Here is a 26,297-nt window from a genome sequence, read left to right as displayed (position 1 = left end):
GCTGTTCTTTTAGGGAGTGGCTTGACTGGTTGCATTATTGGGATAAAAGCACCGTCTATGACGTCTGATGTTAGCCATTTGGCGACAGCAAAGACTAGCGGTATTGTCAGTGATGAAAAAGTTATGGGCAAGCCCGTGGTATACCAAGTTTTTACCCGCCTATTTGGCAATAAAAACACTACCAATAAACCTTGGGGAACAATACAAGAAAACGGCGTTGGAAAATTTAGTGACTTTAATGATGCTGCGCTAAATGGCATTAAATCACTCGGTGTTAGTCATGTTTGGTATACCGGAGTGCCACACCATGCACTAATTGGCGATTACACAGAATTTGGCATTGATAATGATGACCCTGATGTGGTTAAAGGCCGCGCAGGCTCGCCATATTCAGTAAAAGATTACTATAGCGTTAACCCAGATTTAGCCAATGAGCCGGCCAATCGCGTGGCTGAATTTGAAGCATTAATAAAGCGCACCCATGATCACAACATGAAAGTGATTATTGATATTGTGCCGAACCATGTTGCGCGTGCATATCACTCGATTGATAAACCTCAAGGCGTTAGAGACTTCGGCGCAGATGATAATAAAACCGTTGAATTCGACCGAGATAACGACTTTTACTATGTTGTCGGACAAGATTTTAAAGTACCAAAAGCGATGAATGACTATGCTCCACTTGGTGGTGAAAGTCATGTTCTCGCTGATGCGACTTTTGCTGAGTCACCAGCAAAATGGACAGGCAATGGCTCTCGTGCCGCACAACCGCACTTTAATGACTGGTATGAAACGGTAAAAGTTAACTACGGCGTAAAACCTGATGGTAGCTATGCTTTTACTCGCTTACCTGAGTCGTACCGCTTTAAAGGTTATCAAGCGCACGCGGCATTTTGGGCTGATAAAGACGTACCGAGTTCATGGAAAAAATTCCGTGATATTACTCAATATTGGTTAGCGAAAGGCGTTGATGGCTTTCGTTATGATATGGCGGAAATGGTGCCAGTTGAATTTTGGAGTTACTTAAATTCGGCGATAAAAATGACCAATAAAGATGCCTTTTTGTTAGCTGAAATCTATAACCCTAAACAATATCGAAACTATATTCAGTTAGGAAAAATGGACTACTTGTATGACAAAGTCGATTTTTATGATCGCATAAAAGATATTATGCAAGGTCATGGTAACACAGGGGATTTAGCCAATATTCAACAACGTTATAGTGATATTGAACAGCACTTACTGCATTTCTTGGAAAATCATGATGAACAACGTATTGCCAGTGAGGACTTTGCTGGCAGCGCTGAAAAAGCAAAACCTGCCATGGTGGTTTCGACTTTGATTGGTCGTTCTCCGACAATGGTATATTTTGGTCAAGAAGTTGGCGAAGATGGCAGTGAAGAAACTGGTTTTGGCGACCCAACTCGTACCACTATATTTGATTATGCTGGCGTACCGGCTCATCAACGTTGGATGAATGGTGGCAAGTTTGATGGTGGGCAACTTTCAACTGAAGAGAAAAGCTTACGCGACTTTTATCAACGCTTGCTTAATATTTCAGCCGAAAATAGCGCAATGCAAGGGCAATATGCCAGCTTACACGAAGTAAACCGCAAAGCACTAACCAGCTATAACCATTTACAATTTGCTTTTACTCGTTGGTCAGCCCAAGAAAAACTCATTGTCGTTAGTAATTTCGATAGTGAAAATAGCGTTCAATACCAGCTTGAAATTCCTGCGCAGTTAATTAATCAATGGCAGTTATCAGCAGGGCAATATCAAGTTGATGACTTACTTTATGGCGCAACCAATACCTTAACTGTACGTGACGATAAAACAGCGAGTGTCGATGTGAAATTAGCACCACTTGCCTCTTTCGTCTTTCAACTACAGGCGGCTAAATAATGCTAGATAGAATAACAATCCAACGACCTTCATCAGCAATGTTCAGCGCTTTTACTGCGCTGTTATTTAGCCTTTTTAGTGCTTCGTTATTTGCCAGTGACTATGTTAGTCATCAAGTACAGAGTAACAAATTAGTCATTACAACAACCGACGGCGTAGTCGAAATCAACGCGCTTAACCAAGCCGCATTTGAAGTACATTATCAGTTAACGGGTGCTAAGCAACTATCATCATTTGCTATTGATAAACAATCTCAAAGCTCGGTATTAGCAAATACGTTAAGTAAATCGCTAACGATTACAGAGTCAGATAAACAGTTAATGTTCTCTACTAACGAGCTTGTTGCACGTATTGATAAGTCGCCATTAAGAATTAGTTATCAAAAGCCTTCAGGTGAACTTATTGCTGAAGAAGAGCAAGGTTTCTTCGCAAAAGCGCCAATGCAAGCCAACGAAGATCAAAGTAAAGCGCAAAGACAAGAGCAGCAGAAAACATCCTTTAACCTTGGCTTTCGTTTTAAGTTACAGCCGCAAGAGAAAATTTTGGGCGGTGGTCAACGGGTATTAGGCATGGACCGTCGAGGTCAGAAAATGCCGTTATACAACCGCGCACATTACGGTTATGAAACCCAATCAAGCCAAATGTATTATGGTTTGCCAGCAATCATGTCGAGCAATAAATACATTATTGTTTTTGATAACTCTGCCAACGGCGAGCTTGATATTGCCGCTACTGAGCAAGATATTCTACAGTTTAGCGCTGTTGCAGGCCGAAGCTCATACCTAATTATGACAGGGGAAAGTTACCCAAAACTAATTGAAAACTTAGTTTCTATTAGCGGTAAGCAGCCGTTACCGCCACGTTGGAGTTTAGGTAATATAGCCAGCCGTTTTGGTTACCATAGCGAGCAAGAAGCGCGCAGTGTTGTGCAAAAATATCAAGATGAAGACTTTCCGCTTGATGCCATCGTTTTCGATTTATATTGGTTTGGCCCAGATATTAAAGGCCATATGGGTAACTTGAACTGGGATGAAAAAGCCTTTCCAACGCCTGTTGATATGATCAAAGACTTTAAAGCCGATGGTGTTAATACCATAATGATCACCGAGCCGTTTATTTTAACGTCATCAAGCCAATGGCAAAGTGCAGTGGAAAATAAAGCGTTAATGAAAAACAAACTGGGCGCACCGGAAAAATTTGATTTCTATTTTGGTAATACCGGCTTAGTTGATGTCTTTGATAGCAAGGCACAAGACTGGTTTTGGCAATATTATCAGCAATTAGCAGAGCAAGGCGTTGCCGGTTGGTGGGGCGATTTAGGTGAGCCAGAAGTGCATCCTGCCAATGGCTTACATAACTTAGCTGGCGAAAACGTTACCGGTGATGAAGTGCATAATGTTTATGGCCATCAGTGGGCAGAAATGGTTTATCAACGCTTAAGAAAATTTCAACCTGATACCCGACCGTTTATTTTGATGCGTTCTGGATTTGTTGGCTCACAGCGTTATGGCATGGTGCCATGGACCGGTGATGTTAGCCGTAGCTGGGGCGGTTTTAAGCCGCAAGTAGAACTGGCACTACAAATGAGCTTAATGGGCTTAAGTTACATTCATTCAGACTTAGGCGGTTTTGCTGGCGATGGCCCAATAGATAAAGAATTGTATATCCGTTGGCTACAATATGGCGTATTTCAACCGGTGTTTCGTCCACATGCGCAAGAAAACGCAAAACCTGAGCCTATTTTCCACGATACTGAAACTAAAGATATTCTGCGTGAGTACGTAAAACTGCGTTATCGTTTAATGCCTTACATTTACTCTTTAAGTATCGAAAATAGCTTAACGGGCATGCCGATTATGCGTCCAATGTTTTTTGAAGATGAAACTAACTTAAGTTTAATTGATGAAAAAGACAGTTATTTCTATGGCGACGCATTACTGGTTGCACCGGTAACTGAGCAGGGCGCGCGTTCAGTCGATGTTAACTTGCCATCAGGTACTTGGTTCAACTTTTGGAATGATAAGCGCTATCAAGGTAGCCAAAAAGTTGCTGTTGCAGCGCCATTATCGCAAACACCGGTGTTAGTGCGCGCAGGCGCGTTTATTCCTATGGTTGATGCAGTGCAATCGACTAAAGATTACAACACGACAAATTTAACCTTACATTATTATGCTGATAACTCAGTTAAATCAGCCACGTCAACTATGTATAACGACGATGGTAAAGATCCCAAATCATTAAGCCGTGGCAATTTTGAAACACTTAATTTTAGTGCTACTCAAAAGCAATCACAGCTAACGGTCGAACTACAAAAGCAAGGGCAGTTTACTAGTATGCCTTCACAGCGTAGCGTTAGCCTTGAGGTTCATAATTGGTTAAACGATCCTAAGCAAATTAATTATGATGGCAAAGCAGTCAAACGGGTATTAAGTAAGCAGCAGTATTTGAAAAGTGAGCAAGCGGCTTGGTATGATAAAGAAAATAAGCGCTTGGTTATTAAGTTTAACTGGAAAAAAACGGTAACCATTGACATTCATTAGCGCTGATTTCTTGTTTGAAAGTTTTCAATATAGATGCCGTGTATTATCAAAATCACGTGAATTTTTATTGTTATTAGAATTGTGTAATGTAATGATGGATAGAGTTTATATCATTATCGATGAGGTGAAACTTGCAAGTTCAACATGGTGAGTTTGAAATTGTTTTAGACAACAATATAATTAAAATTACCGTACAAGGCGCCTTTAATGATGTCGGCGCCAAAGCCTTAGTAGAGCAATTAATGCCGTTGATTGTTTCGCTAGACAATCAACCTTTTGCTATCTTGGCTAACATGTTAGCCTTTGATGGCGGTACGCCTGAAGTTTTTGCCATGTCTGAAGAGTTTAATACTTGGTTAAACGATAAAAATATGTTGGCGAAAGCTTTGGTATTTACTTCCCCTGCGCTTATTGCCATTGAGCAGGCATTAGTGAAGTCAAAAGTTCAGCAGAATATTCAGTATTTTGATGATGAAAATAATGCCTTGGATTGGCTAGATAGCCAGCTACAAAATTCTAATACTAAATCTGCTTAGTTGATATTCTGTGCGATTAACAAACGGTTAAATTGTTAAAAAATGTAGCAATTTAACCGGAAAATACATTTTAGACAAAAATATAGGTCTTTGGTAATTAAGGTTTTTTGTTATAAATTTAACGGTTTTTCCTTTTGACCTTGTAAAATAAACAGTGTGTTAATTAATTTCACGTCTTCAAATATATTCCGCTGCTTGTGATAAGAAAATAAATCATTTACACTTTTGCTAAGTTTTTTAAAGAGAAATATCTGTGTTTAATCGTGTGTTAATTATAATGTTTGCTGTGTTGTTTGCTAGTCAAACGATTGCCGCTGCGTTTGATTTTCACAGTGCTCACCAAGCAACAGATGTTAGCCAAAACTTATCCCATCGTAGTTTAGATGAATCACATAAATCACATCCAGAAGGTGCGTTAACGGCCGCTAATCAGCAAGTAAAAAGTGATTCTGATAGTACCGACCAAAATCAATTTGATTGTCACCATTGTTGCCATTGTCATGCGCCATCTGGCGTCTACATAGCAAGCAATGTTGAATCAAGCTTATTACACAAAGGTAACGATGATATATTAGCCGGGAAAACCGCACTATTGTCACTTTGGCTCTCTCCAGAACATCGCCCTCCAATCGCTTAATTTTCAGCAATCATCCGATAACAAACGGATTAAAACCGACTGTAAATCTAATACGTTGATAATAGCTCATTATTCCGAGTTCAGGTTAATCAGAAAATATACGGCAAAACACTTTGTTTTATTGAAATAAACAAAGCAAATAAACCATGCATTTTTGTGATTTCACTCAGCTAAATTCACTTGATTTACGGTCTAGAATTGAAAAGTTAAGAGATTTTGAAAATGATTAAATCGTCTATCGAAAATAGTGATATTTTTGTATTAAGTAGTAATGTTAAAAATAACATTAAAACCAGCCATAAGCTTTCTATTATCCTGTTATTCGCCGGTGTGGTGTTCAATTGTTCAGTCATAGCAAGTGAGAATAACGCTCACTCTAACCATAAGCATCAAGCGCCAACCACTAACAGTCCTCTAATAAAAAACCATACCGTTTCAAGCAATGATATTGAAACTGAACATGTTGAAAGTGCTGATGATCATGCGAGTGAGACAGAACATCAAGATGATGGCAGTGAAGCTGTTCACCAGCATGCCGCTGCAGAAAGTAAAGGTACGCATGCTCACGAAACGAGTGAAGCAGAAATGGGCGAAGAAGCGCATGAAGAAGGTATTAGTTTTAGCCCAGAAAAAATGGCGATTGCCGGTATTGAAGTTACCCCCGTTGTGCCACAAGTGTTTGCAAGTAATTTATATGCGCCGGGCGAAATAAAAGCCAATGGCTATAAAAGCTATATAGTTTCACCACGAACCGAATCCGTGGTGATCTCTCGGCATGCAACATTAGGTCAACATGTTGAAAAAGGTGATGCTTTGGTGACACTTTTTAGTGAGTCGGTCGCCGAGGCACAAGCGAATTATCGAGTGGCATACAATGATTGGCAACGAAATAAAAAACTCGGTAAAGCAACCGTGAGTGAAAGCCGTTTATTAAGCTCTCAAACTGACTATGTTTCGGCATATAGCCGCTTAAAAGCCTTTGGTTTAACTGAATCAGCAATTGCAGAAGTGGCTAAAGATCACTCAACCAATGATCATTTAGGAGAGTTAGGAGAATACACCTTAATTGCCCAACGCGGAGGTGCGGTACTCAGTGATGATTTTTCTCAAGGTCAGCGCATATCAGCGGGGGATGCCATTATGGTACTCGCCGATGAAAGTGAACTGTGGGTCGACGCAAGGGTATCACCAAATAAGCAATTAAGCTTACCTAAAGGTACGCAAGCGGTACTTGAATTTGGTGATGAATCCTTTGTTGCAACTGTCATTCAAGAAGCTCATACCATTGACCCTAAAACCCGTACCCGTATTGTCCGTTTAGCAGTGAAAAACATTAATGATCGCTTACATCCGGGTATGTTCGTCAACGTTACTTTCAGTTTTAATACACAAACGGCAGTGATGGCAGTGCCTGAGTCAGCATTGATGCGTTCTAGTGACGGTGATTGGACGGTCTTTGTTGAAGACCATCCGGGTGAATTCGCTGCAGTAGAAATTGAATTAGGGCGTTCATTAGGTGCTTATCGTGAAATTATAGGACTTGCTGCCAATACACGAATCGTTACCAAAGGGGCATTTTTTGTTGCTTCAGAAATCGCAAAAGGCGGCTTTGATCCGCACAACCATTAATTTGGTGTTTTGCAATTTTTATAGTGAATTAAGGAACAACAAAAAATGTTTAATAAAATTATAGATTTTTCTGTCAATAATCGCCTTTTGGTGATGTTGATGTTACTGGCAACACTGGTTGCTTCAGTATTTATCATTCCAAAACTTAATTTAGATGCTTTTCCTGATGTAACAAACATACAAGTGGCTATAAATACCGAAGCACCAGGTTTAGCAGCGGAAGAAGTCGAGCAATTAATTACCTATCCAATTGAAGCAGTAATGTATGCCATGCCTGATGTTGAGCAAGTTCGTTCAATTTCAAAAACTGGCTTGTCAGGCGTAACTGTCGTGTTCAAAGAAGGCACGGACATTTATTTTGCCCGCCAGTTGGTGTTTGAACGCTTACAAGCAGCGAAAGAGCTTATTCCTGCAGGTGTAGGTACACCTGAAATGGGGCCAAATACCTCAGGTTTAGGGCAAGTATTTCAGTATTTATTGATTGCTGATAAAGAGGCTGGCTATGATGCTATGGCGCTGCGTAGTCTTAATGATTGGATAGTAAAATTGCTAGTGATGCCCGTTGATGGTGTTACTGATGTATTGTCATTTGGAGGTGATGTTCGTCAATATCAAGTCAATATTGAGCCCAGCAAATTATTATCTTATGAGTTAACGCAAGCGGATATTGTTGCTGCCTTAGAAAACAACAATAGTAACGTTGGCGGTTGGTACATGAATCGCGGCCAAGAACAACTCGTTATTCGTGGTACCGGTTGGTTCAGTGGTGGTGAAGCCGGTATTGCAGATATTTCGCAAGTACCAGTAAAAACAGTTGCTGGTACGGTTATTACGGTTGCTGATGTTGCCACGGTTGAGCTGGGTAGTGAAATTCGTCAAGGTGCGGTAACCATGACACGCCGTACAGAAAATGGTGAAATTGAAAGCTTAGGTGAAGTAGTTTCTGGTATCGTACTCAAACGTATGGGCGCCAATACCAAAGCAACCATTGATGGCATTAATGCTCGCCTACCGTTAATAAAACAAGCATTACCCAAAGGTGTTCGTTTTGAACCTTTTTACGACCAATCTGACTTAATTGTTAAAGCGGTTAGCACGGTTGTTGATTCGTTAATTCTTGCTTTTATCTTTATTTCTATTGTTTTAGCATTATTTTTGATGAACCTGCGTGCAACATTCTTAGTGCTCATTTCTATTCCTATTTCCATCGCCATTACCTTGATGATTATGTCCTATTTAGGTTTATCAGCTAACTTAATGTCATTAGGCGGTATTGCAGTCGCCATAGGTATGTTGGTTGATGGCTCTGTGGTGATGGTTGAGAATATGTTTAAGCATCTTAATCGTTCTAATGAAAATCTTATCGCAGGTACAATCGCTAACAATGAAAGTAATGGCTTAGCTAGTGAGCAAGACCTTGATAAGGTTGAGCAAGACAGTGCTACTATTCCGCTATGTTTAAAGCAAGCGGGAAAGGAAGTTGCTCGGCCAGTGTTTTTTGCTGCCTCGATTATTCTGGTGGTGTTTATGCCATTATTTAGCTTTGAAGGTGTTGAAGCTAAGTTGTTTCAACCTATGGCGATTAGTATTATTTTAGCGGTTATTTCAGCCATTTTTGTTGCCTTAATTGTGGTACCAGTAATGGCAACGTATCTATTTGCTAAAGGCGTTAAAGCGCGCGAAAGTGTTATTTTACGTCCGTTAGAACGCTGGTATCGCAAAAGTTTAGCGATGGCAATGAAGCGTACTAAGTTAGTTCTTGCTTCATCGGTTATTTTACTGCTTGTTGCAATTGGTTTAGTGCCACAAATTGGTACCGAATTTGTACCAGAACTTGAAGAAGGCACCATTAACCTTCGTGCGACTTTAGCGCCTTCTTCTAGCCTAGCAACTGCTTTGCAAGTGTCACCCATTTTAGAAGCAAAGCTGATGGCATTTCCTGAGGTTGAATATACTTTGAGCCGCATAGGGCGTGCAGAAGTAGGTGGCGATCCTGAACCAGTTAATAATATCGAAATTTATATTGGTTTAAAGTCGGTTAGTGAATGGACGAGTGCAAAAAACCGTTATGAATTACAGCGTTTGATGGAAATTGAACTAGAGCAGTTTCCAGGTTTATTACTGAATTTTTCACAACCTATCGCCACACGCGTTGATGAATTACTTTCTGGCGTTAAAGCGCAATTGGCAATTAAATTATTTGGTTCTGATTTAGCTACGTTAGCCTCGAAAGGACAAGAAATAGCCGCTGCGATTAAAGCCGTTGCAGGTGCGCGTGATGTTGCTATGGAGCAAATTGTTGGTGAAGCACAATTAGTGATCAAACCAAATCGACAGCAACTTTCGCGCTACGGCTTTTCGGTAGGCGATGTTATGAATGTGGTTAAAGATGGCATTGGTGGTAAGACGGCAGGGCAAGTGATTAATGGTAATGAACGTTATGATATTTATGTTCGTCTACAAGAGAAAAGCCGTAATAACCGTGAAGTTATCGCCGAGCTGCGCTTGCAGTCACCAACCGGTGCTTGGGTGCGTTTAGGTGATATTGCTGATATTTCATTAGAGTCAGGTCCGCCACAAGTGCGTCGTGATGACGTGCAGCGTCGAGTGGTGATCCAAGCTAATGTCCAAGGCCGTGATATGGGTAGCGTTGTTGCTGATATTCGCCGTGTTATTGCTGCAAATGTAGACTTACCTGCGGGTTACTCAGTCGCTATTGGTGGTCAATTTGAAAACCAACAACGGGCACAAGCTCGCTTAGCGATTGTTTTACCTGTGGCATTAGGCTTAATTGCCTTATTGTTATATTTTGCTTTTGGCTCAACAGGTCAAGCGATGTTGATATTAGTGAATGTCCCTTTAGCGGTTATTGGCGGGATTTTTTCGCTTTATATTTCCGGTCAGTATTTGTCGGTACCCAGCTCTGTGGGTTTTATCACCTTATTTGGTGTCGCGGTGTTAAACGGTGTGGTGATGGTAGCAAGTATAAATCAACGCATTCAAGATGGTTTAGAGGTATCAAAGGCGATATTTGAAGGGGCAACATCACGTTTACGTCCGGTATTGATGACGGCAATTACCTCAGCTTTGGGTTTAATTCCTATGTTAATGTCAAATGGTGTTGGCGCAGAAATTCAACGTCCATTAGCCAGTGTAGTTGTCGGTGGTTTAGTCACTGCGACGTTATTAACCTTATTTGTTTTACCTGTGTTATTTCGCTGGTTTTCAAAAGCAAAAATTGCTGAATTAACCCGATAGCTTTTTCATATTGCTGGATTGCTATCATTAAAGTTGTCGGATATCAGAGGTTTTACTTGTTAAAGTAAAACCTCTTTCGTATGGTAAATATACTGATGCGATCTCAATAAGCGTGTTTAAATTTCGTGGACATACAGCCAAACCCAGTCAATTAAGGAAAGCTCAAATGAGTGTAGAGCAAGTTATTGCCAGTATTAACAATGTACTTTGGGGAGAAGGGCAAGTTCTGATTTATGTGCTGTTGTTTGCCGGCTTTTGGTTTAGCTTTAAATTGAAGTTTGTACAGTTTCTGAATTTTCGTCATATGTTTGCTGTGATGCGCAACAGTGCTAAAGGTACTGGTGACGGTGGTGAAAATGGCTCAGGTATTAGTTCACTGCAAGCATTGTTTATTGGTTTATCCGCACGAGTTGGCACTGGCAATTTAGCGGGCGTTGCTGTTGCTATATCACTTGGTGGTAGTGGCGCAATATTTTGGATGTGGGTTATTGCCTTGCTCGGCATGGCAACCGGCTTTGCGGAAAGCGTTTTAGGTCAACTTTACAAGGTGAATGATGATCATAAGGAATATCGTGGTGGCCCAGCTTATTATATACAAAAAGGGCTTAACCAGCGTTGGTTAGCGACTTTATTTTCTATCTGTTTATTTCTCGGATATGGCTTTAGTTTTAGTGCTATGCAGGCTAATACGATTGCTGATTCTTTAAACCATGCTTTTAATATTCCTAGCCTGTACTCTGGTGCCGTTATTACCACATTAGCAGGGCTAATTGTTTTAGGTGGCTTGAAACGCATTGCTCGCTTTGCTGAATTGATAGTGCCGTTTATGGGCATAGCGTTCATTCTTGTTGCTGTTGCAATTACCTTGATGAATATTAGTGCCGTGCCTGCGATGCTTTACGATATTCTTACTTCTGCCTTTGGTTTACAAGAAGCGGGGGCCGGCATGCTGGGCGCTGCGATTAAAAATGGTATTCAACGCGGTTTGTACTCAAATGAGGCAGGTGCCGGTAGTGTGCCGCATGCCGCTGCCAGTGCAAGGCCAGTACCTAATCACCCTGTAACACAAGGTTATGTACAAATGCTTGGTGTGTTTTTAGACACTATCGTTTTATGTACTTGTACGGCGGTGATTATTTTACTTGCTGATATTAATATTGGTGGTGAAATGGAAGGGATTCGTTTGACTCAAAATGCTATTACCTATCACTTAGGTGCAAATGGGGTTTATTTTGTCTCTGCCGCTATTAGTTTATTTGCTTTTACTTCGGTTGTCGCCAATTACGCTTATGCAGAAAGTAATCTACATTTCTTTAAATTGGATAATAAAGTTGGCCGCACAATATACACTGTGATGTATTTAGCTATGGTTTTTTGGGGCTCAAGCGCCAGCTTAAAGCAAGTATGGAGCATGGCTGATGTTGCCCTAGGGTTGATGACCTTAGTTAATGTTGTGGCGATTGTGCAACTTACCCCAACCATAGTGGCATTAATGAAGGATTATAATGTAAAGCGTAAGCTTGAAAATTCAACTGAGGCTGATATGGAATTTAAAGCTAATGATATTGAATTACAAGGCCAGCTTCATAAAGGCATATGGGATAAGTAAATACTAGTCAACAAAAAGTAAAACGCTTATAGCCGAATCCTTCAGACAGCGTTTGTTAGTCATTTTTATAGCGTTATCGCCTTTTTATGTAGATCAATTACATAACAAAGGCCCTGCCTTGTATAAATAGGCGCAAAAACAATCTCTAAAGATCAACAGACCTAATATTTTAATCACCGCAGATTTCTTTGTAATTATTTATGTGTTTTTGTAATTAGCTACTAGACTAATTGCTTATAGAAAGCGTAAAAATACTTTCTATAATAATGATTACTATTAACATTTTGGCTTTTCTGACCATAATTGATTTGTGTCAAAAATGAAACCATAGAGGCTGTGGTAAAATAGCATTACTCCATTGGTTATTTAACCTCGTCGTACACCTCTCTTTGATCTGCTTCTTTTGCGCAATTAATTTTTCAAAATAAGCTTAAATTACTCTTATAAAAAGGATAAGTAGTGAAGTTTTCTGATATCTCGTTTAAAAATAAAATATTTATACTCTTAGCATTGCCCTTAATAGGGTTTTTATGGCTGAGCGGTGTAACTTTGACGCAAAACTATTCAGTTAATAACGAGATGGAAAAATTATCTCAATTAACCCAGTTATCCATTACTTATAGTGATTTAGTGCATGAATTACAAAAAGAGCGTGGAGCGACGGCTGGCTTTTTAGGATCTAAAGGCAATAAATTTGTCAATGAACTTCGCCAGCAGCACGTCGCTACCGACAGTAAGCAACAAAGTCGCGCGGCATTTTTGTCAGAAAATAGTTTTCAGCAAGAAAGCATCCGTCGATTGAACCAACAAATTGGCGATGAACTGCAGCGATTAGACCAAATACGTTCACAAGTTAATAACTTAAATATTGCCGCAAAGCAGGCGATTGGTTATTACACTAATCTCAATGCCAAGCTACTTTCTGTTTCTAGTTTAATCGCTGAAATAAGTAGTAATGCCAACGTTTCTAAGCAAACCATTGCTTATTATAACTTCTTACAAGGGAAGGAGCGTGCCGGTATTGAACGGGCCGTGATGAGTAATACTTTTGCTGCTGATAATTATGCTGATGGCATGTTTGTCAAATTTGTTGCTTTGGTGACGGAGCAAAATACTTATATGAACAATTTCCTGACGTTTGCAACCGTAGAAAATGTTGCTTATTACCAAGCGCAATTGGCTCATCCTGCGATAAAAGAAGTTGCAAGACTGCGTGGCGTTGCCGAAAGTAAAATGTCAGAGTTTGGCGTTGATGCCATACACTGGTTTCAACAGGCGACATTACGGATTGGCCAACTAAAAAAAGTTGAAAACCAAATAGCAAATCATTTGTTGGTGTTAGTTAAAAATGAATCTCAACAGTCATTTAATATTCTTATTATTGATGTGTTATTTACCATGGCGTTACTCGTTATTGTTATTTTTATCAGTATCATTTCAATTAAAGACTTGATTGCTCGGGTACGAGAGCTGACGTTTGTTATGGAAAAGGTCAGAGATGAAAATGACTTAACGGTACGGACAACTTTACTGGGCAAAAGTGAGTTGGGGCAAATATCTAATGCGCTAAATTTAACGTTAGCGCAGTTCTCACAAACGGTGAATGAAATATCGGGGTCGAGTTTAACTCTGTCAGCGGCCGCAGAAGAAACCTCGACTACCTGTGAATATAATGCCACAACCATGACCCAGCAGCAGGAAGGTATTGTGACTATTGCGGCAGCAGTAGAAGAGCTGTCCGCCACCGTTAAAGAAGTTGCGAGCAACACCCAACTCACGGCGGATTCCGCCAAAGAAGCTAATGGGCAAGCAAGCCAAGGCTTGACTGTGGTTCAGCTTTCTTATAATTCAATTGAAATTTTGTCAAAAGAAATAGACAGTTTAGCAAAACAAATTAACAGCCTGCATGAAAGTAGTAACAACATCACCAAAGTGGTTGATGTCATCAAATCAGTCGCCGAACAAACTAACTTGTTGGCATTGAATGCCGCTATTGAAGCGGCAAGGGCCGGAGAGCAAGGTCGTGGGTTCGCCGTTGTTGCCGATGAGGTTAGAACCTTAGCACAAAGAACTCAGGAGTCTACGTCGGAAATTGAATCATTTATAGGTTCTTTGCAAGCGGATGCTAATTCGGCTCATCAAGTTATCGAAGACAGCCAAAATAAAGCCAGTGTCGCGGTGGAAAATTCAAAAAATGTTGAACATACATTGGAGGAAATTACCCATGCGATAAGTCATATTTTCTCGATGACGGAACAGGTTGCCACGGCGATTGAAGAACAGTCGGTGGTTACCCAAGATGTTGCGCAAAATATTGTCAGTATAGAGCAAATGTCAGCAGAAACTACCGCTGGAGCATCGCAAATAGCCAGTACAGCTAAAGAACAGGCGCATTTATCTGCATCGTTGCAGGACTTAGCTAACCGATTTAAGATCTAAGTTATAAACGGGTTTTATATTTCATTAATGTATGAGTGAAATTAACGCGGTATTGAGTTGAATATTATGGAAGTTAACCTCGATGTTTTTTACTAGCAATAAAAATAAATTAGTTATAAGTTTTATTGCCATGTTGCTAATGGGACTTTTAGCATCAACGTTCGTGGCATACTTGCATGTTAAAAATAGAATTGAAGTGGCGATTCAAAAGCAAATACAGCTAAAAGCTAATTTTGCTGTTAGTGAATTGAACTATTGGACACAAGATATTGTTAAACAAGTTAATAGCTTTGCACTTTATCTTGAAGATCATGATCTTGACTTAACCCAACACCATAGCTTTGATGAATTTCTAAAATGGCACCCTTATGAACATGGTATGCAATATTTAGGCTATGTTGTTGACAACACGGGTCAGTATAACGTCGACGGCTGGCAAGCTCCTTCCGGCTATGATGCCAGAAAACGAGGTTGGTACATTGCCGGTAAAGCAGCAAATAGAGCGGTATTTGGTCAACCTTATATAAGCATAGAAAGCAATAAACAAGCTTGGCTAGCGATTACGTCGCCAATCAAATCAGACGGTAAGTTTATTGGCTTAGCCTCAGCACACGTTACCTTTGACTATATGATATCGGTTTTGCGTAATATTGATATGGATATGGCAGGCAATGCTTTTTTGGTTAATAGTCAAGGGGATATTATTTTATCGGCATTGCAAGGGAGAAATAATGATTGGTCTTCGCAAGCACAGCTCTTATTCCAGAAAAATCAATTAGGTGGCATTTTACCGATAACAGAGTCTTCTTCTCATACTTTCTATGTTACTGAAGCGATTGAGGACTTAACTAGTCATATTGTTTTTGCCATTCCCAATAGCTTGATCACAAAAGAAATCTATCAAGGTACGCTAACTTTATTGGCAAAATTTTTAGTGATCTTTATTTTGGTGATGATCGCGTTATATTTTTCTAATCGGCACTTATTAGCGCCACTTTTCGACTATCTTGAATTAGACAGTGTTACCTTGTTACCCAGTAAAAAGCACTTTAAACAACAGGTTGAAAAGCACTTTCTGTTGCCTGAGAAAAAAGGGCGCCTGTTGATTATTAACATGGAGAACTTCAACCGTATTACGGCCTCATACCCCGCAGCATATGTCAGTTTACTACAGAATAAAATTAAGGAGCGCTTGCAAGCGAAATTAACTGAGCCCTCTTTGCTGGGCAATTTTTCTGAGAGTCGCTATATTGCGTTTTGCCAGGTTAATGAAAACGCTAATAATGACATGTTAGAGTCGCTAACTTCAGCATTAGCTGAACACTATGACATTGCGGGGGGGGAAATTTATTGTAACTTTAGGGTGGGGGTTAGTGACTTCCCTGAACATGGACAAAATATTGAAACCCTGATCGACAACGCTTTTTCGGCGCTAGGCAGTGTAAGTCGGCAGCAAAATAATACTTATAGTATTTTTACCCCACAAATCAATCAACAGTTTAGTGATGCACAGCAAATTCATAACGCCATGAAAAAAGGCTTAAGTGCTGCTGAATTTACCATGGTTTATCAACCGCAAGTGGATGTTACTACTGGAAAGATATTTGCCGCAGAATCTTTAGTTCGCTGGTACTCAAAGTCACTCGACCGCATGGTCTCGCCAGCTGAGTTTATTCCTATTGCGGAGTCTAATGGCTTGATGCCATCGTTAGGGGATAACATCATTCGGCAAGTGTTTCGTCAAGTATCACAATGGCACGAGTTGGGTATTGAGGTGCCGGTAGTGAGTATTAATATTTCGCCTCAACAACTGTTATCGGCTAACTTTTACGATAATTTATTAGTGAATATTCAATATTTTAATGTTTCACCGTTACAAATAGAGTTAGAAATTACTGAAACCTGTTTGTTAGTCAATCCTAAAAATACTATCGAGCTCCTTTACAAGCTAAACCAACAAGGTTTCTCGATTGCTATTGACGATTTTGGTACTGGCTACTCCTCACTTGAGTATTTGAATTCGATGCCAATACACAAATTAAAAATTGACCGTGCTTTTGTGGTTGACCTTGATATGAAAGAAAAAAGTGCGGTATTGGTAAAAACCATTATCGCTATGGCTAATAATTTAAATTTGGATGTACTCGCCGAAGGGGTTGAACGGGATGAAGAAGCTAAAACGTTACTCGCTTTAGGTTGCAGTAAAATTCAAGGATATCTTTATTCAAAACCACTACCAGCTAAAGACCTTGAAGCTTATATTGCAGCTAGTTAATCTAGCTGCGATATTTACCTAGTTAAAGTAGTTAGCGGTTCTATTTTTCAACATAGCAAGTCACTTCTCTTTACTAACCTTTACCTTGTTTGACTTATCTTTACATTTATTCCGTTAGACTAGAGTACACACGCTTTATGTCTTGGCACTATGCTACCAGTTGTCTTCGGAATCATTTTATGAGCTCTACAACATTTACATTTATATTAGTGATCACTTTTGCTTGTTTTCTAGTTGGGTGCTCTATGAATCCGGAACGAGCAAATAAGAAACCGATTAGCTACCAAGAGTTTTTAGAAACCAAAATATTACCCGATGGCTCCAAGGTTTTTAGCTTCTCATTATTGATGCAACGACGAGACAATAATACAAAAGAAAATCAATCGGTAAAAGGTAGACCAGCAACGCAAGCAAAAAGAGACGGTAAGAGGAAAGGGGGCCGAGGTAAAGCTGAACAAAACCAAGTTGAAAAGCCTGTTATAGCACCGAATAAAAATGCACTCAATAACGAAGTATTACAAGAGTATTTTCAGGAGCGAATAGAGAGCTTAGCCATATTGAAAATGTTTTGTCGTCAAGGATATTTTATTCTGGAAGAATTTACTGACGTCAATAAAATCAGTGTTAAAGCGGAATGTAAAGAAAGTGCTTCAATTGACGATTATGATAAATTTACTAAAGCTAAGTAATTTTCAGTGCCGCAAAAAAGCTATTCAGTAATTATGTATAAACTAAAATGCCCCAATAAAATGTTATTGTTGAGGCTTAAAATTTTGCAAAAAAACAGACCCTAGGCTTTTTTAGTTTTGTTTCGCTCAATATTACGGCGTTTTTCGATAGCCATAGGTGTAATATCTTCATTGAGTTTTTTTTCAAGCCCCAAGGCAAAGTAAACTTCTGCCATTAAGAATAACGGACCAATAACTAGCCCCATAATGTCATCGAAGAATGCCGGTTTTGCTTTTTCATAGATATGGCCAATAAACTGAATGATCCAGCCAACAACAAATGCGCCAATAGCTATCCATAACGCGCTTGCCATTGTTGTGACTAAGCTCGCAAGGTAGATATTTGCGATAATATAAAACAGCATACCGAGTGCCAACTTAGCGTGTAATTTAAGGTAATAAACTAGCGCGACAATAAATAGTACCATTGCCGGAGTATAGGTTAGTGAGTTACCCGCTATGTCTACAGTAAAGGTCTGTAAACTTAATAATACCGTAATTGCCCAAACAATTAATGGGATCCCAACAAAATGAGTTTTAATATTACTTTTATTAAAGTGTACGCTTTTGTAATTTGATAATTGTTCTTCGACTGTTTTCATGACAGTTCCTCGTTATTATTCTGTCAATATAATGGCAACTTACCACGTCGAAGTAAAGAGAGCAGACCAGATGAAAGCTTTATCATTTAGCCAACGGTAAGTTACAGCATCAGCTTAACGTTTTGCATTGCTGAGACAATTTTACCACGACTTGTATCAGTTAATTTATAGTTGTACAGATGTTGAAGTCCTATTAGCTAGCTCATACAATATGACGATTACTCATTGAAAAAGTTATTTTTATGTCATCTGACAGATTCGGAACCAGTGCTAACTACAAAAGCCAAGAAAAAGGTTATCGTGACCGTGCATTAAAGCTATCCCCGTGGGTTTGTGGCCGCTGTGCTCGTGCATTTGAATACTCAAATATTAAAGAATTAACGGTACATCATGTTGATCATGATCATACCAACAATCCTAATGATGGCAGTAACTGGGAGCTATTGTGTATTTATTGCCATGACAATGAACACGCAAAATATACTGACCATGCCAACTATCAAACCGAAGTGAAAGCCGGTGATAGCAATCAAGATACCGCAACCTATAACCCGTTTGCTGATCTAAAGTCGATGCTTAAAAAATAATATTACAGGTATGTATGACAGGAGTTGAATGTGGCAGGTAGTAGTTTACTCACCTTAATTGATGATATCGCAACGGTTTTAGATGATGTCGCGATATTATCAAAAGTTGCAGCTAAAAAAACCGCAGGGGTATTAGGCGATGACTTAGCGCTAAATGCAGAACAAGTTTCTGGTGTCAAAGCGGATCGAGAGTTGCCCGTCGTTTGGGCCGTGGCAAAAGGTTCATTTCTTAATAAATTAATTTTGGTGCCAGCGGCATTATTAATCAGCGCTTTTGCGCCGCCATTAATAACTGTTTTACTGGTCATTGGCGGATTGTACCTGTGTTTTGAAGGCTTTGAGAAAGTTTTCCATAAGTTTTTACAAAGTAAGGAAGCAATGGCTGAACAGCGCCAACAAACACTTAATGCGTTAACCGATGAAAGTGTTGATATTGTAGTCTTAGAAAAAGAAAAAATTAAAGGAGCTATTCGGACTGACTTTATCTTATCAGCCGAAATTATTGTTATAGTGCTTGGCTCAGTGAAAGAAGCCGCCTTTGAAACACAAGTTATGGTGGTATCTGCATTGGCAATCGCTATCACGGTCGGCGTATATGGTCTAGTTGCTGCAATAGTAAAACTTGATGACCTAGGGCTTTATTTATTGCGAAAATCAGTTTCAGGTAACTTTAATAGCATTCAACGAGCTATCGGTCGAGGGTTGTTAATGTTTGCGCCGTTTTTAATGAAGTTGCTAACGATTGTCGGAACGGTTGCGATGTTCTTAGTTGGCGGTGGCATCATAGTGCATAGCTTTAAGTGGCTTAGTGACAAATTTCATCAATTTGAACATTGGGCACACAGTTATATTGGCGCCATGTCAGACAGTATATTGCCTATTTTATTGGATGGCTTAACGGGGATTGTTGCTGGTGGTGCTGTTTTACTGCTGGTCAGTGCTATATCGCGTTTAAAAAATAAGCAAACCACAGCCAAATAAAATTATTTATAAATTGATTTAAAACAAGGTTATCAACTAACTAGATAATTAATTACAAAATTTAGCAATTTCGCTATTGTTTTTTGTTGTCTTCGCCCTGAGTATATAATTGAAGACAACAAAAAAGGTAGCAATATGAAAATAATCATTTCCGGACATCACGTTGAAATCACTGAAGGCATTAACCAGTCAGTTGAAAACAAATTTGCAAAAGTTGCCAAACACTTCCCTAGCCTAATGACATTAGATGTTATTATTACCGTCGAGCCAAACCAACAAAAACTTGAAGTTTCCACTACCTATGAAGGCGCAACCGTATCAGTTAACGCCGCAGACAAAGAACTCTATGCCGCCATCGCCAGTGCTGCAAGTAAACTAGAGGCGGCTTTAGCACATCGTAAAGGTGTGTTATCAGCAAAACAGAAAAAGAAATATGAAGTTGAACAATCGAATGCCTTTGAAAGTGCATAATTGAACTTGTCGTTATCATTTTCTAAAAAGGCCGTATTTCACGGCCTTTTTTACATTTTAGAGTAGATGAATAATACTTCTTTCAATGCATGAAGTAATGGCTATTGTGGGCATGTTCTCGTAAAATACCTTATTGGCTTTATTTTGCTGATTTAACATATAAAGCGTTACTTTTAATCCCCAAGGAATCCCATGAAAAAAACATTCGAGTTAACACACCCTAAAATTAAAGTTGCCAGAATGGTAGAAGCGGTGAAACACGAAGTTAAAAAATATCTAAAACGTGAGCGCAACAAAACTTTACCTGAAGGTGCTGATTACTGGGATTTTGATTGTAAAATTGGCTCATCTGAGCAAACGGCAGATGTTATCCATGTCGCCACCATTAACAAGCAAATTGATATTGCCGTAGAGAATAACTTAACCTCGTTTTATCTTGAAATATTAGTAAAACCAGCGATTCGTACATTCGAAGAAAAATAACGCACTAACACAACTAAACCTCGCGGGTATTAGCTATGGCGAGGTTTATTGTACTAACACGAAAAATCTAATAACCAATTAAACCATTAATATGTGCAACAGCACTTCTGCCAAGAGCACCCAACGAATAACCGCCCTCTAGTACTGAAACTATTTTGCCATCGGCATGTTTATCCGCTATATCTTTAAGCTGGTCTGTTACCCAGCGATAATCTTCATCAACTAAGCTCACTTGTGACATATCATCTTCAATATGAGCATCAAAGCCAGCAGAAATAAAAATAATTTGCGGTTTAAACTTATTTAGTGCTGGTAGCCAAGTATCTAAAATTGCTTGACGAAAATCAGCACTTTTTGCCGTGGCATCTAGTGGTGTGTTAATGATAGGAGGCTTATTGCTTTCTTGTATTTCAAATGGATAAAAAGGGTATTGATATGTAGAACAAAATAAGTAGCCTTTTTTATTTTTGACTATATCTTCAGTGCCATTGCCATGATGAACATCAAAGTCGACTATAGCAACACGTTTCATTTTATATTGTGATTTAGCATAAGCGGCTGCCACGGCAACATTATTGAAAAAACAAAAGCCCATCCCTTTGTCATGTTCAGCATGATGCCCTGGCGGGCGGGTGGCACAAAATGCCGCCGATAGCTCTTTTGACATCACTAAGTCTACTGCGTCTTTTGCTGCGCCAGCAGAAAGTAAAGCGGCATTAAGGGTGTTGGGGTTCATTACTGTATCGTCGTCAACACGATAAATTCCCTCTGTTGGAGCATTGGCAAAAATGGAATTTATGTAGCTTTCATCATGAGCTAAATACAGTAACTCTTTGTCAATAGGCTTGGCATTAAATTGCCTAACAACATAATCTAAACCGCTACTAATCAGCTGGTCTTGAATAGCCGCCATGCGCTCAGGGGCTTCTGGATGATGCTCTCCCATATCATGAGTTAAACATTGATGGTGACTTATAACGCCGACAGTCATATTGAATTCCTTTAAATGTCACAGATATATTATTGTTTTATGGGCACTGATTTATAGCGAGTAGGCTAAGCTTACTTCATCATAATCATCAGAAGGTTTACGTAGAAAACCTGCGTTTTCAAATACTTTCAGCATAGGCGCATTGTCGCGTCTGACACAGGCGATCAGCTGATCTAAACCACGAATTTTGGCGATAGCAATGAGTTCAGAAAGCAGTGCTTTTGCCATGCCTTTACCGCGTTTACTTTCTTTAATAACAAAGGCAACTTCCGCACTATTAGTCGATTCTAAATAATAATATCGAGCAACGGCTTGAATTGACTCTCCTAAATGGTCGCGCTCGGTTAAACATAAGGCTAAATCAACGTGCTGATTAACACTTACCAAGTTACATGACTTTTCACGAGTCATTTGTGTTGCATGATGGTTGTAACGCATCATCAAAGTTTCTTTGTTATGTGAATAAAAGAATTCTTGTAATTTTCGCTCATCTGCCGGAGCCAGTGGCCGAAGAAAATACTCAGCGTCAGCAAAGGTGAAACGTTTTATTTCTATTTTACCTAATTCAGGCACGGATGTTGGGGTGTTTTCTTGATATTCCGGTACCCAATAATGTTTGCGGACATCTTTTAATAATTGAGCTCTAAATTTCGGGTGGGCAATACGGATCAGCTCAAGCGCACGCTCACGAATACTTTTTCCTTGCAAAGAGGCAATGCCGTACTCAGTGACCACATAGGAAACATGGCCGCGAGAGGTGACAACACCACCCCCTTCGGTGATATGTGGTACAATTCGAGATATTTTACCATCTTTGGTGGTGGAAGGTAGGGCAATAATTGGCTTGCCACCTTTGCTTAAGGCCGCGCCACGGATAAAGTCAACTTGACCACCTATGCCACTATAAAAATGATAACCAATAGAGTCTGAAACCACTTGCCCAGTTAAATCGACTTCAATGGCGCTGTTGATTGAGACCATTTTTTCGTTGCGCGCAATATTCACCGGTGAATTTATGTGCTCACTTGGGTAAAACTCAACATGGGGATTACCGTCAACAAACTTGTATAATCGCCTAGTGCCAACGCAAAAACTGACCACAGTTTTACCTTTATGAAAGGTTTTTTTGCGATTATTAATCACCCCCGAGAGCATTAAGTCGATAATGCCATCTGAGATCATTTCACTGTGTACACCTAAATCTTTATGGTTGGCTAAATATTGCAACACCGCAGAGGGAATATTCCCTATGCCGATTTGAATTGTCGCGCCATTTTCCACCAACATGGCAACATATTGGCCAATTTGTTCGGTAACTTGGTCAACTTCGGGTTCCGGTACTTCTGGCAAATATTGTTTCATGGTCATATGCGCATGAATTTGATTGATATGAACAAAGCCGTGGCCATTAGTGCGCGGCATTTTTGGGTTAATTTGTGCGATAACGTATTTAGCTTTTTTAATTGCCGCTGAAACAATGTCCACGCTGACACCTAAAGAGCAATAACCATATTCATCTGGTGGGCTAACCATGATCAGGGCGACATCTAACGGCAAAATATTTTCATTAAACAACTTGGGAATTTCAGATAAAAATGACGGCGTATAATCGGCACGTCCTTCTCTTATCGCTTTCCTAATTTTTTCACCGCCAATAAAAAAAGCATTAACTTTAAATAAGTCTCTATGCTCTGCGTCGGCCCAAACATTGTCAGAAAGCGTTAAAATATGCACGGCTTCAATGTCATGTAAACCGGCACTATTGGAAATGAGATCATCAATAAGGGCATTGGGAACCGCGGCATTTGAACCAATAAATATCCGATTGCCTGATTTAAGGTACTTTGACCAATCGATGGCTGATTTTTCCTTTTTCTTTATCGGCATAAATCTCTCTATTTGTGCAGTATTTACCTGAGTATGAATTAATCAATAAGTTATTTTTTGATCCGAGTCAAATCTAATACATCTTTAGACTAAAGGTGTAGTTTAATAAATTGAAAATTCAATGTATTTCACGCATTGTTAACTTAACTTTAAAGTTATATTTTACTGTTAATTCGTTCTGTAACACTTTATCTTGCCTACAGATAAAATTGTCGTGATGAAAATTAAGATAAAGCAAGGACTAAAATTAATGCAGCAGTTTAATAAGACTTTGGTGACTGGTTTATTATGTTTAACTACTATGCTGATGCTGGCACTACCAACATATGCTAGCAGTAAAACACAAGTTGATGTCAATAAAACTGAAAAACCGCGCTGGGAAGCAGGGGCGTTGTTGGCGACTTTTCATAGTCCTTTGTATCCTGCAGCGTCGGAAACTCAAGAAAAGATATTACCGGTGCCATTTTTAATATACCGAGGTGAACGGTTACGGGTTGGAGAGAATGGCGTTATAAAAGCGGTGGCAATTGAAAAGCCGCGTTTTAAAGTTGATTTGTCGCTAGGTGCGGCATTTAATGCTAATTCTGATGACTCTCGCGCTCGAAAGGGAATGCCAGATTTAGACTTTATATTTGAAGTGGGACCAGAAGTTAGCTTTATGTTGACGGATAGTGATGACAGTGAAACTTGGCTGAATTTGCAGTTTCGCAAAGTATTTTCCACTGACTTTTCAAGTATTGATGAGCGAGGTTATATTTTTCAGCCGGAATTAGCCTATCAAGGAAAAGGACTATTTAGCAAAAATAGCAGGTTTAAATTTACTTTTTCACCGCTGTTTGCAACCGAAAAAACCCATCAATACTTTTATCAGGTTGATGAGCAATTTAGTACTAACGAGCGGCCAACGTATCAAGCCGGTGGCGGCTATTTAGGCACAGAGATGTCGTTGGTTAATCGTTTTAAGATCCGCGATGATCTATTAGTTTTTGTCAGCACTAAGTTGGGCTATTACAAAGGGGCTAGCAATGAAGACAGCCCGCTTTATAAAAAAGATATTAATTACGCACTTGGCTTAGGCATAAAGTGGACATTGTTTGCCGGGAACGAGCTGAAGCTATTTTAGAGGTTAATATGTCGGAATTAGCACAAATACGGTTAATGAAAATATTCATTTTTATTGGCATTTCTTTATTTGCTTTAGGGCATTACCTAATTTCTTATGCCGATTTACCGACATCAATGGGAGTAAAAGGAATTGTAATTTGTGCGACTTGTATCGCCTTTGGTTTGATATTTTCACTACCAACGAAAATGTATTTAACCTTTTTATTGGTAAAAAGAGAACAGGCTAATAACGTAAGCAAAAAGTCTGCAAAGTAAGAAGATAACAAGCCCAACAATGTTGGGCTTAAATTCATTGTAACTTAGTGCAAATAATGAATTTACTGACTAGCCAAAAATATTGCGCATTAAAGTAATGGCTTGGTCTACTGTTTTGCCATCTTTGACACTATTAACAATGGTGCTGCGCATATTGAGAATATATTCTGGAATATCATCCGCTTCAAATGCTTTATCAACAATGGCTTCGGCCGACTCTTTACTGCGCTTAACCGCTTTAGCGACACCAATTTTAATCTTTTTAGGCTTGTCGCGCATTCTGATATAGTTTGAGTTTTCTGCTAACGAATTGTCGGCAAACAAAAATAAATCAATTAACAGCGCGCGGTTTTGCCATAGTTGTTGTTCAATCTCGTCACTTGGCATAGCGCAGTTCCACCACTGTGTGCTTCTAATACTGGCAATTAATTCGTGCCAGTAATCATCAAAACTTTGATTATTTAATTTTACTAAGCCTAAGCCTTGCGAAAGAACATCTAACTTACCATTGGTAAGAGCGATAAATTGGTCTGGTCGGCGCATAGCCAATAAACGAGTGGCTGCGGTTAGTGGTGCTTTTTCATCACTGGCATGTTCAGCAAATATTGCCTTATAGGCTTTAATGAAGTCTTGATAGTGCGTTAAGCTAACGTCGCCTTGCAATGGAATGCTTGCTAACGCTTGGTCAAATGCTTGCGGATGCGATTTTAAAAGTTGGTGAAATGTTTTTGCGCCTCGGCTACCGGCAAACCATTCAACATCAAAGTTATAAACGCTAATATCGTGTTGTGCAGTATGTTTGCCTGCGAACGCCAAGCGATCTTCTTCAATCATGTCCGCTAAATTACTAGTGCGTATCTTGTTAATATAGTCGAGTAATTTTAAGCGCTCAGGCAACGCTTGTAGTGCTGAATTTTCTTGTACAAAACCGGCAAACATAGGCCAAGGAATAACGCGGGCCATTTTTAGTTGGCAGGCACTGACACCGTTAGACAGTGTCTCTTGTAATTTTTTGAGGGGTTTTTCTTGGTTAGGCTCTAATAAGTCACGGTTAACGTCATGTAAGCAAATTCGGTGTAACTCTCTGCACCAGTTAAGAAAGTCTTCTGGATGATTTTCAACTTTTACCGCCATTAAATTCAAGCTGAGATCTGCAACAAATGATAATGCATTCTGGTAAATAGTTTGCTCAGTAGAAGTAAGCGACATCGCATTAGGAGAGGTAAGTAATTTTCTCATGTAACTGGTATTTTCCGACGATAAAAACATAAAAATAGGGCGGCATAATACGTGTAAAATAGTCTAACGCAAGTGATAAAGTGTAATTTTATAGAGAAAATATGAACTGGTGTTATAAGA

At 39.5% G+C, this 26,297-nt stretch carries 20 protein-coding genes; 16 read left to right on the top strand and 4 right to left on the bottom strand.

What is annotated here, in order from left to right:
• The first annotated feature begins 123 nt into the window (after positions 1-123).
• From AC27JP_RS10620 to AC27JP_RS10575, 10 genes are all read left to right on the top strand, one after another.
• Complete coding sequence (locus AC27JP_RS10620; protein WP_487115203.1) at positions 124-1,905, top strand: alpha-amylase family glycosyl hydrolase; 1,782 nt, start codon at positions 124-126, stop codon at positions 1,903-1,905.
• Positions 1,905-4,445: a glycoside hydrolase family 31 protein gene (locus AC27JP_RS10615; RefSeq protein ID WP_487114825.1), complete on the top strand. Its 2,541-nt coding sequence runs from the start codon at positions 1,905-1,907 to the stop codon at positions 4,443-4,445. Before AC27JP_RS10620 ends, AC27JP_RS10615 begins: the two co-directional genes overlap by 1 nt.
• 131 nt (positions 4,446-4,576) lie before the next feature.
• Positions 4,577-4,981: an STAS/SEC14 domain-containing protein gene (locus AC27JP_RS10610; RefSeq protein WP_487114823.1), complete on the top strand. Its 405-nt coding sequence runs from the start codon at positions 4,577-4,579 to the stop codon at positions 4,979-4,981.
• A gap of 253 nt (positions 4,982-5,234) precedes the next feature.
• Positions 5,235-5,618 carry a hypothetical protein gene (locus AC27JP_RS10605; RefSeq protein ID WP_487114821.1) on the top strand — a complete coding sequence of 128 codons (384 nt, stop codon included), beginning with the start codon at positions 5,235-5,237 and terminating at the stop codon, positions 5,616-5,618.
• Positions 5,619-5,840: 222 nt separating this feature from the next.
• On the top strand, positions 5,841-7,247 hold the full coding sequence (locus AC27JP_RS10600; protein WP_487114819.1) for an efflux RND transporter periplasmic adaptor subunit: 1,407 nt from the start codon (positions 5,841-5,843) through the stop codon (positions 7,245-7,247).
• 45 nt (positions 7,248-7,292) lie between these two features.
• Positions 7,293-10,505: an efflux RND transporter permease subunit gene (locus AC27JP_RS10595; protein WP_487114817.1), complete on the top strand. Its 3,213-nt coding sequence runs from the start codon at positions 7,293-7,295 to the stop codon at positions 10,503-10,505.
• 166 nt (positions 10,506-10,671) lie between these two features.
• Positions 10,672-12,114: an alanine/glycine:cation symporter family protein gene (locus AC27JP_RS10590; protein WP_487114815.1), complete on the top strand. Its 1,443-nt coding sequence runs from the start codon at positions 10,672-10,674 to the stop codon at positions 12,112-12,114.
• 459 nt (positions 12,115-12,573) lie between these two features.
• On the top strand, positions 12,574-14,553 hold the full coding sequence (locus AC27JP_RS10585) for a methyl-accepting chemotaxis protein (RefSeq protein ID WP_487114813.1): 1,980 nt from the start codon (positions 12,574-12,576) through the stop codon (positions 14,551-14,553).
• A gap of 82 nt (positions 14,554-14,635) precedes the next feature.
• Positions 14,636-16,828, top strand: coding sequence for a bifunctional diguanylate cyclase/phosphodiesterase (locus tag AC27JP_RS10580; RefSeq protein ID WP_487114811.1), 2,193 nt, complete (start codon positions 14,636-14,638; stop codon positions 16,826-16,828).
• 245 nt (positions 16,829-17,073) lie between these two features.
• The gene (locus AC27JP_RS10575) at positions 17,074-17,517 is read left to right on the top strand and encodes a hypothetical protein (RefSeq protein ID WP_487114809.1); all 444 of its coding nucleotides are present in this window, start codon (positions 17,074-17,076) and stop codon (positions 17,515-17,517) included.
• 101 nt (positions 17,518-17,618) lie between these two features.
• Here the strand turns inward: AC27JP_RS10575 and AC27JP_RS10570 are convergent, their stop codons facing one another.
• On the bottom strand, positions 17,619-18,158 hold the full coding sequence (locus AC27JP_RS10570) for an Mpo1 family 2-hydroxy fatty acid dioxygenase (RefSeq protein WP_487114807.1): 540 nt from the start codon (positions 18,156-18,158) through the stop codon (positions 17,619-17,621).
• A gap of 242 nt (positions 18,159-18,400) precedes the next feature.
• Between AC27JP_RS10570 and AC27JP_RS10565 the strand changes: the two genes are divergently transcribed.
• The 4 genes from AC27JP_RS10565 to AC27JP_RS10550 all read left to right on the top strand — a co-directional run bounded on the left by AC27JP_RS10565 (position 18,401) and on the right by AC27JP_RS10550 (position 20,680).
• Positions 18,401-18,745 (top strand): YajD family HNH nuclease, encoded by a 345-nt coding sequence (locus AC27JP_RS10565; protein WP_487114806.1) that lies wholly within the window; start codon positions 18,401-18,403, stop codon positions 18,743-18,745.
• A gap of 30 nt (positions 18,746-18,775) precedes the next feature.
• Positions 18,776-19,726, top strand: coding sequence for a DUF808 domain-containing protein (locus AC27JP_RS10560; protein ID WP_487114804.1), 951 nt, complete (start codon positions 18,776-18,778; stop codon positions 19,724-19,726).
• A 135-nt stretch (positions 19,727-19,861) separates the two neighbouring features.
• Positions 19,862-20,197, top strand: coding sequence for a ribosome hibernation-promoting factor, HPF/YfiA family (gene hpf / locus AC27JP_RS10555; protein WP_487114802.1), 336 nt, complete (start codon positions 19,862-19,864; stop codon positions 20,195-20,197).
• Positions 20,198-20,389: 192 nt separating this feature from the next.
• Positions 20,390-20,680, top strand: coding sequence for a DUF6172 family protein (locus AC27JP_RS10550; protein WP_487114800.1), 291 nt, complete (start codon positions 20,390-20,392; stop codon positions 20,678-20,680).
• Positions 20,681-20,747: 67 nt separating this feature from the next.
• On the opposite strand, the gene AC27JP_RS10545 is transcribed toward AC27JP_RS10550, so the two are convergent.
• Together AC27JP_RS10545 and AC27JP_RS10540 are read right to left on the bottom strand one after the other, a co-directional pair.
• On the bottom strand, positions 20,748-21,671 hold the full coding sequence (locus AC27JP_RS10545; RefSeq protein ID WP_487114798.1) for a histone deacetylase family protein: 924 nt from the start codon (positions 21,669-21,671) through the stop codon (positions 20,748-20,750).
• A 51-nt stretch (positions 21,672-21,722) separates the two neighbouring features.
• Positions 21,723-23,558, bottom strand: a complete 1,836-nt coding sequence (locus tag AC27JP_RS10540) for a GNAT family N-acetyltransferase (RefSeq protein WP_487114796.1) — start codon at positions 23,556-23,558, stop codon at positions 21,723-21,725.
• Between the two features lie 250 nt (positions 23,559-23,808).
• Between AC27JP_RS10540 and AC27JP_RS10535 the strand changes: the two genes are divergently transcribed.
• Positions 23,809-24,681, top strand: a complete 873-nt coding sequence (locus tag AC27JP_RS10535) for a MipA/OmpV family protein (protein WP_487114794.1) — start codon at positions 23,809-23,811, stop codon at positions 24,679-24,681.
• A gap of 8 nt (positions 24,682-24,689) precedes the next feature.
• The gene (locus AC27JP_RS10530; RefSeq protein WP_487114792.1) at positions 24,690-24,938 is read left to right on the top strand and encodes a hypothetical protein; all 249 of its coding nucleotides are present in this window, start codon (positions 24,690-24,692) and stop codon (positions 24,936-24,938) included.
• A 69-nt stretch (positions 24,939-25,007) separates the two neighbouring features.
• Here AC27JP_RS10530 and AC27JP_RS10525 read toward each other — a convergent pair whose 3' ends face one another.
• Positions 25,008-26,177, bottom strand: coding sequence for a hypothetical protein (locus tag AC27JP_RS10525; protein ID WP_487114790.1), 1,170 nt, complete (start codon positions 26,175-26,177; stop codon positions 25,008-25,010).
• Positions 26,178-26,297: the final 120 nt, after the last annotated feature.

The organism is Colwellia sp. SU-HH01172 (assembly GCF_057553355.1).
The sequence above is the reverse complement of the archived record's forward strand: the minus strand, read 5'-3'. Positions and strand labels throughout refer to the sequence as shown.

Bases quoted from the DNA above. Each gene is read 5' to 3' on its own strand.
- AC27JP_RS10620 (WP_487115203.1), top strand. From the start codon at position 124: ATGGGCAAGCCCGTGGTATACCAAGTTTTTACCCGCCTATTTGGCAAT.
- AC27JP_RS10615 (WP_487114825.1), top strand. From the start codon at position 1,905: ATGCTAGATAGAATAACAATCCAACGACCTTCATCAGCAATGTTCAGC.
- AC27JP_RS10600 (WP_487114819.1), top strand. From the start codon at position 5,841: ATGATTAAATCGTCTATCGAAAATAGTGATATTTTTGTATTAAGTAGT.
- AC27JP_RS10595 (WP_487114817.1), top strand. From the start codon at position 7,293: ATGTTTAATAAAATTATAGATTTTTCTGTCAATAATCGCCTTTTGGTG.
- AC27JP_RS10590 (WP_487114815.1), top strand. From the start codon at position 10,672: ATGAGTGTAGAGCAAGTTATTGCCAGTATTAACAATGTACTTTGGGGA.
- AC27JP_RS10580 (WP_487114811.1), top strand. From the start codon at position 14,636: ATGTTTTTTACTAGCAATAAAAATAAATTAGTTATAAGTTTTATTGCC.
- AC27JP_RS10575 (WP_487114809.1), top strand. From the start codon at position 17,074: ATGAATCCGGAACGAGCAAATAAGAAACCGATTAGCTACCAAGAGTTT.
- AC27JP_RS10570 (WP_487114807.1), bottom strand. From the start codon at position 18,158: ATGAAAACAGTCGAAGAACAATTATCAAATTACAAAAGCGTACACTTT.
- AC27JP_RS10565 (WP_487114806.1), top strand. From the start codon at position 18,401: ATGTCATCTGACAGATTCGGAACCAGTGCTAACTACAAAAGCCAAGAA.
- hpf (WP_487114802.1), top strand. From the start codon at position 19,862: ATGAAAATAATCATTTCCGGACATCACGTTGAAATCACTGAAGGCATT.
- AC27JP_RS10550 (WP_487114800.1), top strand. From the start codon at position 20,390: ATGAAAAAAACATTCGAGTTAACACACCCTAAAATTAAAGTTGCCAGA.
- AC27JP_RS10545 (WP_487114798.1), bottom strand. From the start codon at position 21,671: ATGACTGTCGGCGTTATAAGTCACCATCAATGTTTAACTCATGATATG.
- AC27JP_RS10540 (WP_487114796.1), bottom strand. From the start codon at position 23,558: ATGCCGATAAAGAAAAAGGAAAAATCAGCCATCGATTGGTCAAAGTAC.
- AC27JP_RS10535 (WP_487114794.1), top strand. From the start codon at position 23,809: ATGCAGCAGTTTAATAAGACTTTGGTGACTGGTTTATTATGTTTAACT.
- AC27JP_RS10530 (WP_487114792.1), top strand. From the start codon at position 24,690: ATGTCGGAATTAGCACAAATACGGTTAATGAAAATATTCATTTTTATT.
- AC27JP_RS10525 (WP_487114790.1), bottom strand. From the start codon at position 26,177: ATGAGAAAATTACTTACCTCTCCTAATGCGATGTCGCTTACTTCTACT.